Consider the following 16,842-nt stretch of genomic DNA (forward strand, 5'->3'; position numbering starts at 1 on the left):
CCACGGATGGCAGGATCGCCGACCTGTGCAGGCGCCGACCGCTGACGGTCCGGGTCGATCAGACTCGATAGACTCGAGTCGTCATGCCTGAATCCACGCGCACCTCCTCACGACGCCCCTCGCGATCCTCCGCACGGGGCAGGGGCCCCCGTCCCGCCGTCGAGCGCCGACAGTTCTCGGTCGAGGAGCTCAACTATCCCGCCGCCCTGCCCGTCACCGGGGAACGGGAGACGCTTCTGGAGGCGTTGCGAGAACATCAGGTGATCGTCGTCGCCGGTGAGACCGGATCCGGGAAGACCACCCAGCTGCCCAAGATGTGCCTGGAGCTGGGGCTGCAGCACCGCGGAGTCATCGGGCACACCCAGCCCCGCCGACTCGCGGCTCGCACCGTGGCGGAACGGCTCGCTGACGAGCTGGACACCAGCATCGGCGCCGACATCGGCTACCAGGTGCGCTTCACCTCAGAGGTCTCCGAGACCAGCGCGGTGAAGCTCATGACGGACGGCATCCTGCTCGCCGAGCTGCGTCGCGACCCGCTGCTGCGCCGCTACTCTGCGCTCATCATCGACGAGGCCCACGAGCGCAGCCTCACCATCGACGTCATCCTCGGCTACCTGAAGTCCATCCTGCCGAAGCGGCCGGACCTGAAGGTGATCATCACCTCCGCGACGATCGACCCGGAACGGTTCGCCACGCACTTCAGCTCGGATCCGGAGCATCCGACAGTCCCCATCATCGAGGTCTCCGGACGCACCTATCCGGTGGAGGTCCGATACCGGCCCCTGCGCGACGACGAGGACCCGGAGTCCGAGGACGAGTTCGACGATGCGTCCGCCGGAGCAGGCTCCTCCGAGGAACGCGACATGATCGACGCCGTCGGGGACGCCGTGCAGGAGCTCGCCGAGGAGCCGGACGGCGACATCCTGATCTTCTTCCCCGGCGAACGGGAGATCCGCGACGCCGCCGACGCGCTGGCCGACGTCGTCCGCCGCGACCGTCGCCTGGCGGGCGCCGAGATCCTCCCGCTGTTCGGCAGGCTCTCCCTGGCAGAGCAGAAACGCGTGTTCACCCCCGGAGGCCGACGACGCATCGTCCTGGCCACCAACGTCGCCGAGACCTCGCTCACGGTGCCGGGCATCAAGTACGTCGTCGACACGGGCACGGCGCGGATCTCCCGGTACTCCACGCGCACCAAGGTGCAGCGTCTGCCCATTGAAGCCATCTCGCAGGCCAGCGCGAACCAGCGCGCAGGACGCTGCGGCCGCACCAGCGACGGCATCTGCATCCGCCTCTATTCGCAGCACGACTTCGAATCCCGCCCGGAGTTCACCGACCCCGAGATCCTGCGCACCTCGCTCGCATCGGTGCTGCTGCAGATGTCCGCCATGGGGATCACGCGCACCCCGGACGAGCTGCTGGACTTCCCGTTCGTCGAGCAGCCCGACGCGAAGGCCGTCAACGACGCCGTCCGCCTCCTGACCGAGCTGGGAGCACTCCACGCCGCCGGCACGGGCGGGTCCTCGCGAGGGCCGCGCCGCGGCACGATCACCGACGTCGGACGCGCCCTGGCCCAGCTGCCGGTGGACCCTCGGCTCGGACGCATGATGGTCGAGGCGGGGCGCCACGGCTGCCTCGAGGAGGTCACTGTGCTCGTGGCCGCCCTGTCGATCCAGGACCCTCGCGAACGGCCCGCGGAGACCCGCCAGCAGGCCGACGAGATGCATCGCCGCTTCGCGGACGACACCTCGGACTTCTCCGCCCTGCTGAACCTGTGGCGGCACCTCCTCGAGCAGCAGCAGGAGCTCTCCGGCAATCAGTTCCGGAAGATGTGCCGCCGCGAGCACCTCAACTACCTGCGCGTGCGCGAATGGCAGGACCTGGTGGTCCAGCTCGCCGATCTCGCCCGACAGGCCGACCTGGGCCCGATCGCCCGACCCCGTCGACGCAGCCAGATGCCCGTGGATCCCGCCGCCCGACACGACATCGTCCACCGCAGCCTGCTGTCCGGTCTGCTGAGCCACATCGGACTGTACAACCCGCGCACCCGTGACTACCAGGGCGCCCGGGGCACCCGCTTCGCCGTCTTCCCCGGGTCGGGACTGTTCAAGAAGAACCACGACTGGGTGATGGCCGCCGAACTGGTGGAGACCTCCCGGCTGTGGGCCCGCACGGTCGCACGCATCGATCCTGCCTGGATCGAGCAGCAGGCTCCGCACCTGGTCACGCGCAGCCATTCAGAGCCGCGCTGGTCGGCGAGGAAGGGCGCCGCCGTCGCCACCGAGAAGGTCACGCTGTTCGGGGTGCCCGTGGTCGCGGACCGGCAGGTGCTCTACGGCCGCATCGACCGGGAGCTCAGCCGCGAGCTCTTCATCCGGCATGCGCTCATCGAGGGCGACTGGACCACCCGCCACCACTTCGACCGGCGGAATCGTCAGCGGTTCCAGGAGATCGAGGAGCTGGAGAACCGCACCCGGCGGCGCGATCTCAGAGCCTCCGACGACGAGCTCTTCGCCTTCTTCGACGAACGCCTGCCGCAGGACGTGGTCTCGCAGAGGCACTTCGACTCCTGGTGGAAGACCCAGCGCCACGAGACGCCCGAGCTCCTCGACCTCCCCCAGGACCGGCTCCTGGCCGAGACCGCGGAGCAGGTCGACGTCGACGAGTTCCCGGAGCACCTGGAGCTCGACGGCCTTCCCCTCGAGCTGCGCTACGAGTTCAACCCCGCCACCTTCACCGACGACGCACGCGGCACCACGGCCGACGGCATCACCGTGAAGGTGCCGGTCCTCTTCCTCAACCAGCTGCGGCCCGAGCAGTTCGACTGGCTGATCCCGGGCCTCCGGACGGAGCTGATCACCCAGCTGATCCGCTCCATGCCCAAACAGCTGCGGAAGAACTTCGTACCCGCACCCGACGTCGCCGCCCAGGCCCGGCAGCGGCTCGAGGAGGAGTTCAGCGCCGGCGAGGATCCGCTGGCGCCGTCGCTGGCCGCAGTGCTCCAGCGCCTCCGCGGGGTCCGGGTCGAGGCCTCGGACCTCGGGCTCGACCAGCTTCCCGCCCATCTTCGCTTCACCTACGCCGTGGTCAGCGAGCGCGGCAGAGTGCTGGACACCTCGCAGGACCTGGGAGAGCTGCAGCTGCGCTTCGCCGAGCAGAACCGCGAGGCCATCGCTCGTTCATTGGCAGCAGGTGACGCCACGGCGTCGACGGCGGCAGGGGCTCAAGCTCCCCACCCGTCCGACGGCTCCCCCGCTGGACACGGAGGCCACAGAGGCCACGGGCCGAAGAACACGCCCTCGGGAGGCCCTCGACCCCGTGGGCGGGCCGACACGAGGCAGTCTGCCTCCCCGGTGCCCACGCAGCGCGAGCAGACCACCTGGACCTTCGGCGACCTCCCTCGTGAGATCACCCGACAGGTGGCAGGGCGCGAGGTCACCGGCTATCCCGCCCTGACCGCTGAGGAGCCCGGTCGCCGGGGGGTCCGCTGCACGATTCAGGACTCTGCCGCCGATCAGCTGCGCATCCACCGACACGGCGTGGTCGCCCTGCTGCAGGAGGTGCTGCCCTCTCCCCAGCGCTACGTCGTCGAGCACCTGAGCAATCGGGAACGGCTGGCCTTCGGCCGCTCGCCCCACGGGACCGTGGAGTCCCTGGTGGCCGACTGCACGACGGCGGCCCTGGACCATCTGGTCCCCGAGGAGCTGCCGTTCACCGCAGAGGCCTTCGACCGGATCTCTCGTCACGCCCGGGCCGAGCTGATCGAGACGGTGCTGGAGCTCACCGACGTCATCGCCCAGGTGCTCGGTGCCGCCGCCGAGCTGCAGGCCCGCCTGGACGCAGCGACCTCTCCGGCCCTGAAGCCCGCTGTGAGCGACATGCAGGCACAGGTGGAGGTGCTGGTGCACCCCGGATTCGTCACCGGCACCGGGGCCGCCCAGCTGCGGCACCTGCCCCGCTACCTGCGTGCCATGGCACTGCGCTTGGATCGGCTCGAAGCCGGTCAGGCGATCACCCGGGACGCCCAGGACATGGCCACAGTCCAGCAGCTGGAGGACGAATACGACGCCGCCGTGGAGGCCGTGCCCTCGCAGCTTCCGGTGCCCGCCGACCTGGCCGCGGTGAAGTGGATGCTGGAAGAGCTGCGTGTGAACCTCTTCGCCCAGCAGCTGGGCACGGCCCAGACCGTCTCCGCCAAACGCATCCGCCGGGCCATCGCTCGGGGGGCGCGCTGAGGAATGCCGCCCTGCGCGGCATTCCTCAGCGCGACGGCGGTGCTCAGCGGTCGGCAGTGGCCCGCTTCTTGTTCCAGACGTCGAAGGCCACCGCGAGCACCAGCACCACACCACGCACCACGTTCTGCGTGGACTGATCGATGCCCATGATCTGCATGCCGTTGGACATCACCGCCATGATCAGACCACCGATGATGGCGCCCTGCACCTTGCCGACGCCTCCTGTGACGGCGGCGCCGCCGATGAAGGCTGCAGCGATCGCGTCGAGCTCGAACATGAAGCCGGCACCGGGTTGGGCGCTGTTGGAGCGAGCGGAGTAGACGATCCCGGCCACCGCAGCCAGCAGACCCATGTTGATGAACAGCAGGAAGTTCACCCGGCGGGTCTTCACACCGGAGAGCTTGGCGGCCTGCAGGTTGCCGCCCATCGCATAGATGTGCCGGCCGAAGACGGTGCGCTGGGTGACGAACCCGTAGAGCAGCACCAGCGCGGCGAGCAGGATCAGCACGACCGGCGTCCCCCGGGCGTTCGCAAGGCGCCAGGCGAAGGCCATGATGATGGCCGCCACCAGCAGCACCCGCACAGCGAAGAGCCACAGGGCCTCCACGGGCTGCCGGTACTCCAGCTTGCGCATCCGATTCCGCCACTGGGACCAGGCGAAGCCCACCGCCGCCAGAGCACCGATGACCAGGGTGAAGACGTCATAGCCGGGGCCGCCGAGCAGCCCGTTGAGGAACCCGCCGGCGATGTACTGATACTCCGAGGGGAACGGGGACAGCGAGACGTTGTCCAGCGTCTGCATGGTCAGGCCGCGGAAGATCAGCATGCCGGCCAGCGTGACGATGAACGCCGGAATCCCGACCACCGCCACCCAGAAGCCCTGCCAGACGCCCACGAGCGCCCCGGTGATCAGGGCGGCGAGGACGCCCACCCACCAGGGCATGCCTTCTCGGATCACGACCACCGCCGAGACCGCGCCGGTGAACGCGACCACCGACCCTACGGAGAGGTCGATGTGGCCGGCGACGATGATCATCACCATGCCGATCGCCAGGATCAGGATGTAGGAGTACTGCAGCACCAGGTTGGTCAGATTGCCTGGGCTCAGCAGAGTGCCTCCGGTGAGGACCGTGAACAGCAGCACGATGAACACGAAGGCGATGTAGATGCCGCTCTGGCGCATGTTGCGGGTCAGCAGCTCCCGCAGGTTCGACGTGCCCGTCATCGGTCGGTCTCCTTGGTCATGAGTTCCATCAGCCCTTCCTGGGTGGCCTCCGCGGCATCCACCTCGCCGGTGATGCGTCCCACGGAGAGCGTGTAGATGCGGTCGCAGAGTCCGAGGACCTCGGGCAGCTCGGAGGAGATCACCAGGATCGCCTTGCCTGCCGCGGCGAGCTCGTTGATGATCGAGTAGATCTCGAACTTCGCGCCGACGTCGATGCCTCGGGTGGGCTCATCGAGGATGAGCAGCTCCGGCTCGGTGTAGAGCCATTTGCTGAGCACCACCTTCTGCTGATTGCCCCCGGAGAGCTTCTCCACGACGGAGAGCACGGAGGGGGACTTGATGTTCAACGAGCTGCGATACCGCTCGGCGACGGCGATCTCCTCGTTGGCGTTCACCCAGCCGGCCGGAGCCAGCTTCTTCAGGCCCGCGGCGGTGACATTGCGCCGGACGTCCTCGATCAGGTTGAGACCATACTGTTTGCGGTCCTCGCTGACGTAGGCGATGCCGTGCTCGATCGCGTCGGAGACGTCACGGATCTGCACCGGCTTCCCGTGCATGGACACGGTGCCGGTGATCTCCCGGCCCCAGGACCGTCCGAAGACGCTCATCGCGAGCTCCGTCCGCCCGGCTCCCATCAGCCCGGCGATGCCCACGACCTCTCCGGCCCGGACATAGAGGGACGCGCCGTCGACGACGACGCGATCCGGCTGGGTGGGGTGGGTGACGTGCCAGTCCTCGATCCGGAAGATCTCCTCGCCGATCTCCACCTCCCGCTCCGGGTACATGTGTTCCATGTCCCGGCCGACCATGCCGCGGATGATCCGCGCGGTGGTCTGCTCAGGAGTGGAGCCGTCGTGCATGTCGAGGGTCTCGATGGTGCTGCCGTCCCGGATCACCGTGGTGGAGTCCGCGACGGCGGCGATCTCGCCGAGCTTGTGAGAGATGATGATGCAGGTGACCCCTTCCTCGCGGAGGTCCCGGATGAGCCCCAGCAGGTGCTCGGAGTCGTCATCGTTCAGCGCGGCGGTCGGCTCGTCGAGGATCAGCAGTCGCACGTTCTTCGACAACGCCTTGGCGATCTCGATGAGCTGCTGCTTGCCGACCCCGAGGGTTCCCACCGGTGTCACCGGGTTCTCCCTGAGGCCGACCCGCTCCATGAGCTCCACAGCCTTCACGTTGGTCTCGTGCCAGTTGATCACCCCGGCGGTGGACTGCTCATTGCCGAGGAAGATGTTCTCCGCCACCGAGAGATGCGGCACGAGGGCCAGCTCCTGGTGGATGATCACGATGCCCCGAGCCTCAGAATCATTGATCCCGCTGAAGGAGACCGGCTCCCCCTCCAGGAGGATCTCGCCGTCATAGCTCCCCGCCGGGTACACCCCGGAGAGCACCTTCATGAGGGTGGACTTCCCCGCGCCGTTCTCCCCGCAGATGGCGTGGATCTCCCCGCGCTGGACGGTCAGCGACACATCCGAGAGCGCCACGACTCCGGGGAATCGCTTCGTGATCGAGCGCATCTGGAGGATGGGATCCTCCACATGGGTCCGTACTGTCATTGGTCTCCCTCTCTGCCCCATCGGAATCGTCCCCGGCAGGTCCGTCCGGGGACGCAGCCCCGGACGGTGCCCTGCGACGACGACGTCCCGACCAGGACCCAGACTCCTGGCCGGGACCTCACCGGATCAGAGCTGGCCGGACTCGACCTGCTCCTCGGTGTAGTAGCCGGAGTCCACCAGGATCTCCTCGTAGTTGTCCTGGAGCACCATCTCGACGTCGAGGAGGTACGAGGGCACGACGATCTCGCCGTTGTCGTAGGTCTCGGTGTCGTTGGGCTCCGGCTCCTCCCCCTGGAGGTAGGCCTCGGCGGCTCGGACGGCCTCCTCGGCCAGCAGGCGGGTGTCCTTGAAGATCGTGGAGTGCTGGATGCCCTGTTCGATCAGGGAGATCGAGGCGATCTCGGCGTCCTGGCCCGTCACGATGGGCATGCCCTCCTCGATGGTGGGACCCTGGCCGTCATTGCGCAGCGCCGTGATGATCCCCCGGGAGAGCGGGTCGGCCGGGGCGAGCACGCCGTCCAGCTCGGTGTCTCCGCTGTAGTGGGTGGTCAGCAGGTTCTCCATGCGCTCCTGGGCCGTCTCCTGCTCCCACCGCTGCGTGGCGGCCTGCTGGATCGTGTCCTGACCGGAGGGGATCTCCAGCGTGCCGTCCTCCAGATAGGGCTCGAGCGTGTCGATCGCGCCCTGCCAGAAGTGGTGGGAGTTGCTGTCGTCCAGCGAGCCGGCGAACAGCTCGATGTTCAACGGGCCCTCGGGCGCATCATCGGCCTCGTCGAAGTTCTCATCCAGGATGCCGAGCCCGTAGAGAAGGGACCGGGCCTGGTTGACGCCGACCTCGTAGTTGTCGAACGTGACGTAGAAGTCCACGTCCTCGGAGTTGGTCAGCAGCCGGTCATAGGCGATCACGGGGATTCCTGCCGCCGCGGCGGCGTCGAGCTGACTGGTCAGTGCGGAGCCGTCGATCGAGGCGACGATCAGGGCGTCGACCTCCTGGGTGATCATCTGATCGATCTGCTGGGACTGCGTGGGGATGTCGTCGTCGGCGTACTGGAGGTCGACGGTGTAGCCGAGGTCCTCCAGCCCCTCTTCGATGTTGCCCCCGTCCTGCAGCCACCGCTCATAGGTCTGGGTGGGCATCGCCACACCCACCGTCATGTCCTCCGGTGCGGCGTCGGCATCTCCCCCGCCTCCGCCGCCTCCGGCGCCCTCGCCCTCACAGGCGGTGAGCAGCAGGGCGAGTGCAGCTCCCGCCCCCAGGATGGTCGTCGCAGTGGAACGCATGTCTCCTCCATTCGTGGCCCTGATGGGAGCCGGTGTGAGTGTCGGACCTGGATCGTCCTAGGTGTTGTCTATCACAGTCCCTGAGCCAGCCGGTGGTATGCCGCGTTCCACCGCAGCTCCTGCGCGAATCCGCGGGTGGTCACGCTCTCATCGATGACGGCCAGCTCCATCTGCGCGATCTCCGCCAGGTCCTCGAAGGCCTCCAGACCCAGAGCCGTGGAGAGCACCGTATGGTGGGCCGCACCGGCGGTGAGCCAGCACTCCGCCGAGGTGGCGAAGTCCGGGCGGGGCTCCCAGACCGCGCGCGCCACCGGCAGGTTCGGCAGCTCCTCGTCCGGCTCGACGACGTCCACCACGTTGGCGGTGAGCCGGAATCGTTCGCGCAGATCCGCCATGGCCACCACCACGCCCTGTCCAGGGTCGGTGTCGAAGACCATCCGCACCGGATCCTCGCGGTCACCGATGCCCAGCGGATGGACCTCCACCCGAGGTGTCGCGGAGGTCAGGCTCGGGCAGATCTCCAGCATGTGGGCCCCGAGGATCTTCTCCTTCCCCGGCGTCATCTCATAGGTGTAGTCCTCCATGAGGGAGGCTCCTCCGGGCAGGCCGTGGCCCATGACCTTGGCGGCGCGCACCAGCAGCGCTGTCTTCCAGTCGCCTTCGGCGCCGAATCCGTAGCCGGAGGCCATCAGCCGCTGGACGGCCAGGCCCGGCAGCTGTCGCAGACCCCCGAGGTCCTCGAAGTTCGTGGTGAAGGCGCCGAAGCCGCCTTCCTCGAGGAAGGAGCGCATACCGATCTCCTGTCGCGCGGCGTAGGCCAGCGACTCGCGGCGCTCACCGGAGGCACGGAGCTCCGCAGCGACGTCGTAGCGCTCGTCGTACTCCGCCAGCAGCGCGTCCACCTCAGCCGGGGAGACCGACTCCACCCTCTCGACGAGGTCGTTGACGGCCCAGGTGTTCACCGAGACGCCCAGCCTGATCTCGGCCTCCGTCTTGTCCCCCTCAGTCACGGCGACGTTGCGCATGTTGTCCCCGAAGCGGGCCAGTCGCAGATTCCGCAGGGCGTCCCATCCGGCGGCGGCGCGTGCCCAGGTGCCGATGCGCCGGGCCACGCGGGTGCCCGAGGCGTGGCCGACCACCGTCTTGCGCGCCGTGCCCATGCGGCTGGCGATGTAGGCGAACTCGCGGTCCCCGTGGGCCGCCTGGTTGAGGTTCATGAAGTCCATGTCGATCTCGGACCAGGGCAGCGCGGCGTCGGCCTGCGTGTGGAGGTGCAGCAGCGGCACGTCCAGAGCGTCGAGGCCCTGGATCCACATCTTCGCGGGCGAGAAGGTGTGCATCCAGACGATCACCCCCAGACAGTCCGGGTCAGAGTTCGCCTCCAGTGCCGCCCGGCGGATGGCGTCGCGTTCCTTGAGGACCGGCTTCCACTCGATGGTGACGGGGATGTCGTCGGCGGCGTCGAGGGTGGAGGCCACGCGCTGGGACTGCTCAGCGACCTGGCGCAGCGTCTCGTCCCCATAGAGGTCCTGGGATCCGGTGAGGAACCAGATCGTCTTGCCGGTGAAGGGTGAGGTCATGGGTGGGGTTCTCCTGATGGTGTGAAGGCGTGGTCAGGCGGCGGGTACGGGTCCTGCCGACTCAGCGGGAGGACCCTGAGGCCTGCCCGTAGACGTTCTGGTAGCGGTCGTAGAGGGAGTCGATCTGCGCCTGGTCGATGCGGGGCGGCTCCCCGTGGGCCCGGGCGAAGTGGACCGTGCGGGCCACCTCCTCGCACATCACGGCGGCCTTCACCGCGGCGCGGGCGTTCCGCCCCACCGTGAAGGGTCCGTGCTGGGCCATCAGCACCGCCGGCGAGCGGGACTCGCGCAGCGTCTCGACGATGCCCCGGCCGATAGAGTCGTCGCCGATGAGCGCGAACGGACCCACCGGGATGTCCCCGCCGAACTCGTCGGCCATCATGGTGAGCACGCACGGGATCGGTTCGGAGCGCGCCGCCCAGGCGGTGGCGAAGGTGGAGTGCGTGTGGACGACCCCTCCGACCTCCGGCATGTGCCGGTACACGTAGGCGTGGGCGGCCGTGTCGGACGAGGGGCGCAGCGCGTCGGCGGTGCCGTCGTCGATCTTCTCCCCGTCCAGGGTGCAGACGACCATGGTGTCGGCGGAGAGGTCATCGTAGGAGACCCCCGAGGGCTTGATGACGAACAGTTCGGGCGCGCCTTCCGCCGCGTCAGGCAGCACGACGCGCTCTGAGACATTGCCGGCGGTCCAGACCACCAGCTCGTTGCGGGGCAGCTCCGCGTGCAGCGCGGCGACCCGCTCCCGCGCACGCGCCACGGCCTCCTGGACTCGGACGCTCTGCTCGGCGAGCCGGATCATGCCGACACCTCCTGGGTCGTCGTCTGCTGGTCCCCCGGCGCGGGCTCGGCACGGACCCCCGCATGGGCCTCACGGCGGATGCGCTTCAGGCGTCGCATGATGTCATCGCCGCCGCGTCCGAAGTGGTCATGCAGGGCCTTGTACTCCGCGAACAGGGCGTCGTAGGCGGCCGCGGCCGCCGGGTCCGGTGTGTAGGCCTCCTTGATGCGCCCTCCCATGATGGGAGCCGCCGCCCGCACGTCCGCATAGGCGCCCGCCGCCACCGCGGCATGGATGGCCGATCCGAGGGCCGGCCCCTGCTCCGAGGTGATCGTGGAGATCGGCAGACGGGTGATGTCCGAGTAGAGCTGCATGAGGAAGCGGTTCTTCAGCAGCCCTCCGGCGACGACGAGCTCCCGCACCGGCACCCCGGAGGCGTCGAAGGCTTCGATGATGGTGCGGGTGCCGAAGGCCGTCGACTCCAGCAGCGCGCGGTAGACGTCCTCAGGCCGACTAGTCAGGGTCAGACCGACCACCATCCCGGAGAGCTCATGGTCGACCAGGACCGATCGGTTGCCGGAGTGCCAGTCCAGCGCCACCAGCCCGTGGGCCCCCACGGGCTGGACCTCGGCCTTCTCTGTGAGCAGCTCGTGCAGGCTCAGTCCGCGGGACTCGGCCTCCTCTGCGTACTCACCGGGCACCTGGTTGGCCACGTACCAGGCGAAGATGTCTCCCACGCCGGATTGGCCGGCCTCGTATCCCCAGGCGCCGGCGAGGATGCCGCCGTCGACGACTCCACACATGCCCGGCACCTCAGCCAGGACGTCCGCGTTCATCACATGACAGGTGGAGGTACCCATGATGGCCACCATCTGACCGGACTCGACCGCGTCGGCGGCAGGAGCCGTGACATGGGCGTCCACATTGCCCACGGCCACCGCGATGCCCTCCGGCAGTCCGGTCCAGGCGGCGGCCTGCGCGCTGAGGCCTCCCGCCCGGTCACCCAGCTGGCCGATCTGGTGGTCCAGCTTGGTCTCCACGAAGTCGGCGAACTCCGGATTGAGCGCGGCGAGGAAGTCCTTCGACGGATACTGCCCGTCCTGGCGGATGCCCTTGTAGCCGGCGGTGCAGGCGTTGCGCACGTAGCGTCCGGTCAGCTGCCAGACGATCCAGTCGGCGGCCTCCACCCAGCGGTCGACGGCGGCGTAGACCTCCGGATCCTCCTCGAGGATCTGCAGGCCCTTGGCGAACTCCCACTCGGAGGAGATGAAGCCTCCGTAGCGGCTGATCCACGATTCGCCACGGGAATGGGCGAGGTCGTTGATGCGGTCGGCCTGACCCTGTGCGGCGTGGTGCTTCCACAGCTTCGCGTAGGCGTGGGGCCGTCCCGCGAACTCGGGGACCTCATTCAGCGGCGTACCGTCAGCCGTGGTGGGCACCATGGTGCAGGCCGTGAAGTCGGTGCCGATCCCGATCACCTGCTCAGCGGACACGCCGGCGGCGCGCAGTGCGGCCGGCACCGCGTCCTTGAGCACGTCGACGTAGTCGGCAGGGTTCTGCAGCGCCCAGTCCGGAGGCAGCGGCTCGCCCTGGTGGGCGGTCAGGGCGGAGTCCATCACCGCATGACGGTACTCATGGACGGCGGTGCCGAGCTCAGCGCCATCGGCGACGCGCACCACGAGGGCGCGGCCGGAGAGGGTGCCGAAGTCGACGCCGATCACCACGGAGTCGGGAGAGGTCATCGAGTGTGCGCTCCTTCAGGATCAGGTGGGCGGGTGAGGTCAGGACGTCCGGCCCCTCCGCGGAGGGCGCATCGGCCACCCGAGACGGCGTCTCGAGGCGGGTGACGCCGGACACGACGATGTTAACGTTAACATTGTGATGTGGCCTGCGCCACCCCCGCCCTGCTCCGGCGGTCGACCTCAACCCGAGGCGCGGACCACCAGGCGCGGCTGGATCAGAGACGGCCCGCGGCTCGATCCGGAGGACGCCCCTCGACGCACCCGGGGCACGGTGGCGCCGTCGGGGCCCCCCGCGCCTGCTCCGAAGAGCGCCCCGAGGGCCGCGGCCCCGGCCTCTTCGAAGGGCTGGCGGACCGTGGTCAGCGGAGGGGAGAAGAAGTCGGCGCCGTCGACGTCGTCGAAGCCGACGACCGCGACATCCTCGGGCACGCTCAGCCCAGCCTCCCGCACGGCCTGCACGACGCCGAGCGCGAGGTGGTCATTGGCCGCGAAGATCGCATCAGGGGCCTCGCCTCCCCCCTGATCGCCGCCCTTGCGGGCGAGCACCCTGCGGGCGGCGGCATGACCGTCGGCGGCCGACCATCCCCCGGCCCGAGCCAGCGGCAGCAGCGGCAGCCCGGCGTCACGCAGCTCCTCGCGCCATCCGATGATCCGTCCCTGGGCGTCGTGGTACTCCTCCGGGCCGCAGACATGGGCGATGCGCTCCCGTCCGCCCTGCCGGAGGTGCCGCACGGCCATCCGCGCCCCGGCGACCTGGTCGATCCCGAGCACCTGCATGTCGGGGGTCTGCTCGGCGGCGGAGGCCAGCACGACCACCGGGACGGTCCGGGAGATCTGCCGTGCCGCCTCGGCCATCGCCACCACCGGGGCGATGACGACGATTCCGTCGATGCCGCGGTCGAGGAAGAATTCGAGCGCCTCGTCCACGGAGGTCGGATCCGGGTCCCGGACCACGCTCAGCGCTGTCGCATAGCCGGCCTCGCGGGCGGCCTCCTCGATCGCGAGCGTCATACGGCTGGGACCGAAGGTCGAGTCGCCGGGACTCACGACGCCGATGAGTCCGGTCCGGCGGGTCTTCAGGGCCCGTGCCGTGCTGTTGCGCCGATACCCCAGGCCGCGCATCGCCTGCTCGACCCGACGTCGGGTGTCCTCGCGGACGGCGTCCGGGGTGTTGAGCACCCGAGAGACCGTCTGATGCGAGACCCCGGCCGCCCGGGCCACGTCGATCATCGACGGCGCCCGCCCGGAGGGGCGCCGGGAGCTGCTCGCCATGGGCGTGGCGCTCAGTCGGAGGGCACGGAGTCGGCATCGCCCATCAGGCGCAGGGCCACACGCAGCTTCTCTGCGGCCTCATCCATGGCCTCGGAGTCGGGTGCACTGATCGCCCGGTCGAAGTCATGGTCCGCCATCGAGTTCGAGGGCCAGACATGCACGTGAAGGTGATCGACCTCGAATCCGGCGATCGTCAGACCGGCCCTCTGCGAGCCGAAGGTCTCCACCTGGGCCTTGCCGATGCGGTGGGCGACATGCATCAGATGGGCCACCAACGAGGCGTCGGCATCGGTCCACCGGTCGATCTCCTGACGCGGGACCACCAACGTATGCCCGTAGGCCAGTGGAGCGATGCTCAGGAACGCCACGCAGACCTCGTCCTGCCAGACGAAGCGACCGGGCAGCTCTCCCTGGATGATCTTGGTGAACACGGTGCTCATGATGCGGCTCCTGTCGGGTCGGTCAGCTGACGCTCCTGCTTCGATCGTACCGGCGAGGAGGACTCTCGCACCTGGAGGATCCACGGGATGGTCTCCTCCCGCCCGGCCGGCGGGGAGCCTGCCGTCGGACCGTCCTGACCTCCGAGGCGCTCCAGCAGCAGCTCCACAGCGCGCCGCGCAGTCCACGACATGTCAGGGGCCACGGAGCTCAGCGACGGCACCGCCATCGCGGCCTCAGGGATGTCGTCGAAGCCGACCAGCAGCAGATCCTCCGGCACGCGGAGCCCTCCGTCGGCCAGGCCACGGACCGCACCGAGAGCCACCGAGTCGGTGATCGCGAACGCCGCCTCGATCGGGTCCCGGCCCGCGGCACGATCGGCGAGGATCCTCTCGGCGACCCTCCGGCCTGCGCGTCGTCCGGCCTCCATCGTGACCTCGGGGGCCTCGAAGATCAGCTCAGGACTGCAGGCGAGGCCCGCATCCTGAAGCCCTTCCCTCCAGCCTCCCAGACGCAGGCTGTGGATCGTCTGCTCGGCCGTCTCCGGCCCTCCGATGAAGGCGATGCGGCCCGCACCCTGAGCTGCCAGATGCTCGACCGCCGCCCGTGAGCCGGCATGGTTGGCCATGCTGACATGGTCTGCCGCGGTGGGATTCTCCCGCTCCCCCAGCAGGACGATCGGGAACGCCTGGCCGACGTCGAGCTTCTCCAGGTCCATGCCGACGGTGCTGAGGATGAGTCCGTCATAGTCCATCGCCTGCGAGAAGCGGATGGCGGCGACCTCGCCCGCCTCCTTGGCCCCGGTCTGTTCGACGGCCACCCGATATCCGCGCCGCTCGGCCTCCTGGGCGACGTGGGTCGCCAGCGCGGCGAAGTAGGGCACATCATGGCCGGGGACGGCCAGCCCGATGACGCCGCTGTGCCCGGACCGCAGATTCCGTGCCGAGACGTTCATCCGATAGCCGGTCTCGGCGAGCTGCCGCAGCACCCGCCGCCGAACCTCCTCGCTGACCCCGGGCCGGCCGTTGACGACGTTGGACACCGTCATGGTGGAGACCCCGGCGGCCCGCGCGACGTCGCTCATCCTCACCGTGGCCACCGCAGTGCCTCCTGTTCGCCGTCCTGCCGCCGATCACGCTCCTGGGCCGGAGCCGCGCGCACTTGGCATGCTAGCAATCTCCCGCGCCGCCCCCTCCGAGGCCCTGCGGTCAGCTGATCGCGTCCTGCATCTCTGCGTGCATCCGCTCCGCCGCCTCCGCCGGGCTCAGCCGGTCGAAGAAGACCTCGTCGCAGTAGCGGTAGGCGATGTCCTGCAGACCCGAGAAGCCCAGGGCCGGCACGGGCTCAGCCTCGCCGATCTCATCCTCGACCTCCTCGATGAACTCTGCCACGGCCAGCTCCTGGCCCTCCAGCTGGTCGAGCACCACCTCCCGACTGACCTCATTGGCCGGCAGACCACGATCCATGCCCGTGATCTCCGCGGCCTCCTCGGAGTTCACCAGGAAGTCCACGAAGGCCTGCGCCTCCTCCGGGTGCTCCGTCTGGGACGTCACCGAGAACATCATCGTGGCCTTGAACCACAGGCCGTTGTCCTCACTGCTTCCGGTGGCCGAGGGGTAGCGCAGCAGCTCGAAGTCGACGCCGGCGAGATCCGAGAGTCCCGGGACCATGTTGCTCCACCACCGACCGACGGCCTGCTCGCTCTGCTCGAAGATCGACTCCCCCGGGGCAGCATTGGACTCCTCCTGCATGATCGAGGCCGGCGGGTAAGATCCCCGTTCCACGAGCTCCTGCTGGAACTCGAGGTACTCCTCTGCGTCTTCGACGGTGAAGCCGAGCTCTCCGTCGTCGGTGGTCAGGTTCTTGCCCTGCTGCCTCAGCCAGATCTGCAGGTCCACCGTCTGCGGGACGCCACCATCACCCCAGTAGCCGTCACCGAGCGTCTCATTGAGCTCGGAGGTGAGGTCGGCGTAGTCCTCCCAGGTCCACGTCGTGTCGTCGGGGATCTCCAGCCCCGCATCCTCGAAGAGGTCCGGGTTGGCCAGGACTGCCATCGTGTTGATCCCGGTGGTGATGCCCATCAGGCCGTCCTCGGTGGTGCCGTTGTCGACCACGTCCTGCTCGAACCCGGAGGTGTCGAGGTCGTCCATCGGCAGCAGCGCACCGCGGTCGGCATATTCACGCAGGTAGGTGTCGTCCATCTGGATGACGTCGGGCGCGCCTCCTCCGGCAGTCTGCGTGGCCAGCTGATCCCAGTACCCCTCCCAGTCCGAGTACTCGGTGGAGATCGTCACATGCGGGTTCTGCTCCTCGTAGAGTGCGACGATCTCCTCGGTGAGGGCGTTGCGGTGCTCTGCGCCCCACCAGGCGAACCGCAGCGTGACGTCGCCGCCCTCCCCCGAGGCTGCCCCACCGTCGCCCCCGCAGGCGGTGAGGGCGATGACGCCGGCGCAGCCGACGGCGGCGAGGCGCGTCCAGCGGGGCCGAGGCGCCGATGGGCCGGTGTCGATGGCAGAGTTCCTGGTGGTCATGTGCTTCTCCCCTTCGATGTCCCGACGCCGACCGTGCGGACGGCGCGGACCGCTCATGCGGTGCGTCTGGTCTCGGCCCGGGCCTCCTGCAGCGGCCTTCCCCGCCAGGAGGGCCCGAGCTCCTGTGGTGTGCATCACAGGTTTATCGTGACAGTATTTGAATCGTTTCACCGCGTCAAGGGGTCGACGCGGATCCCTCGATCCAGA

General features: G+C 68.9%; 11 protein-coding genes. 1 reads left to right on the top strand and 10 read right to left on the bottom strand.

Annotated features, from left to right (window positions below; all coding sequences use genetic code 11):
- Positions 1–83 precede the first annotated feature (83 nt).
- Positions 84–4,232 carry an ATP-dependent RNA helicase HrpA gene (gene hrpA / locus SD455_RS13765; RefSeq protein ID WP_445508463.1) on the top strand — a complete coding sequence of 1,383 codons (4,149 nt, stop codon included), beginning with the start codon at positions 84–86 and terminating at the stop codon, positions 4,230–4,232.
- A gap of 43 nt (positions 4,233–4,275) precedes the next feature.
- Here the strand turns inward: hrpA and mmsB are convergent, their stop codons facing one another.
- The 10 genes from mmsB to SD455_RS13815 form a co-directional block, all read right to left on the bottom strand.
- A complete protein-coding gene (gene mmsB, locus SD455_RS13770; RefSeq protein WP_311023869.1) occupies positions 4,276–5,457 on the bottom strand; it encodes a multiple monosaccharide ABC transporter permease in 1,182 nt (393 codons plus the stop codon).
- Positions 5,454–7,013 carry a multiple monosaccharide ABC transporter ATP-binding protein gene (mmsA, locus tag SD455_RS13775; protein ID WP_070161722.1) on the bottom strand — a complete coding sequence of 520 codons (1,560 nt, stop codon included), beginning with the start codon at positions 7,011–7,013 and terminating at the stop codon, positions 5,454–5,456. The genes mmsB and mmsA overlap by 4 nt, the downstream gene beginning before the upstream one ends.
- Positions 7,014–7,139: 126 nt before the next feature.
- Complete coding sequence (gene chvE / locus SD455_RS13780) at positions 7,140–8,294, bottom strand: multiple monosaccharide ABC transporter substrate-binding protein (RefSeq protein WP_085437120.1); 1,155 nt, start codon at positions 8,292–8,294, stop codon at positions 7,140–7,142.
- Between the two features lie 71 nt (positions 8,295–8,365).
- The gene (gene araA, locus SD455_RS13785) at positions 8,366–9,874 is read right to left on the bottom strand and encodes an L-arabinose isomerase (RefSeq protein ID WP_070161724.1); all 1,509 of its coding nucleotides are present in this window, start codon (positions 9,872–9,874) and stop codon (positions 8,366–8,368) included.
- Between the two features lie 61 nt (positions 9,875–9,935).
- Entirely contained in the window at positions 9,936–10,673 is a 738-nt protein-coding gene (locus SD455_RS13790) for an L-ribulose-5-phosphate 4-epimerase (protein ID WP_070161726.1), read from the bottom strand.
- Complete coding sequence (araB, locus tag SD455_RS13795; protein ID WP_311023862.1) at positions 10,670–12,394, bottom strand: ribulokinase; 1,725 nt, start codon at positions 12,392–12,394, stop codon at positions 10,670–10,672. Before araB ends, SD455_RS13790 begins: the two co-directional genes overlap by 4 nt.
- 180 nt (positions 12,395–12,574) lie before the next feature.
- A complete protein-coding gene (locus tag SD455_RS13800; RefSeq protein WP_445508464.1) occupies positions 12,575–13,666 on the bottom strand; it encodes a LacI family DNA-binding transcriptional regulator in 1,092 nt (363 codons plus the stop codon).
- Positions 13,667–13,677: 11 nt separating this feature from the next.
- A complete protein-coding gene (locus tag SD455_RS13805; RefSeq protein ID WP_070161728.1) occupies positions 13,678–14,106 on the bottom strand; it encodes an HIT family protein in 429 nt (142 codons plus the stop codon).
- Positions 14,103–15,203 carry a LacI family DNA-binding transcriptional regulator gene (locus SD455_RS13810; RefSeq protein WP_083277706.1) on the bottom strand — a complete coding sequence of 367 codons (1,101 nt, stop codon included), beginning with the start codon at positions 15,201–15,203 and terminating at the stop codon, positions 14,103–14,105. Before SD455_RS13810 ends, SD455_RS13805 begins: the two co-directional genes overlap by 4 nt.
- 109 nt (positions 15,204–15,312) lie before the next feature.
- Complete coding sequence (locus SD455_RS13815; RefSeq protein ID WP_070161774.1) at positions 15,313–16,635, bottom strand: ABC transporter substrate-binding protein; 1,323 nt, start codon at positions 16,633–16,635, stop codon at positions 15,313–15,315.
- Positions 16,636–16,842: the final 207 nt, after the last annotated feature.

The organism is Nesterenkonia sp. K-15-9-6 (assembly GCF_052656005.1).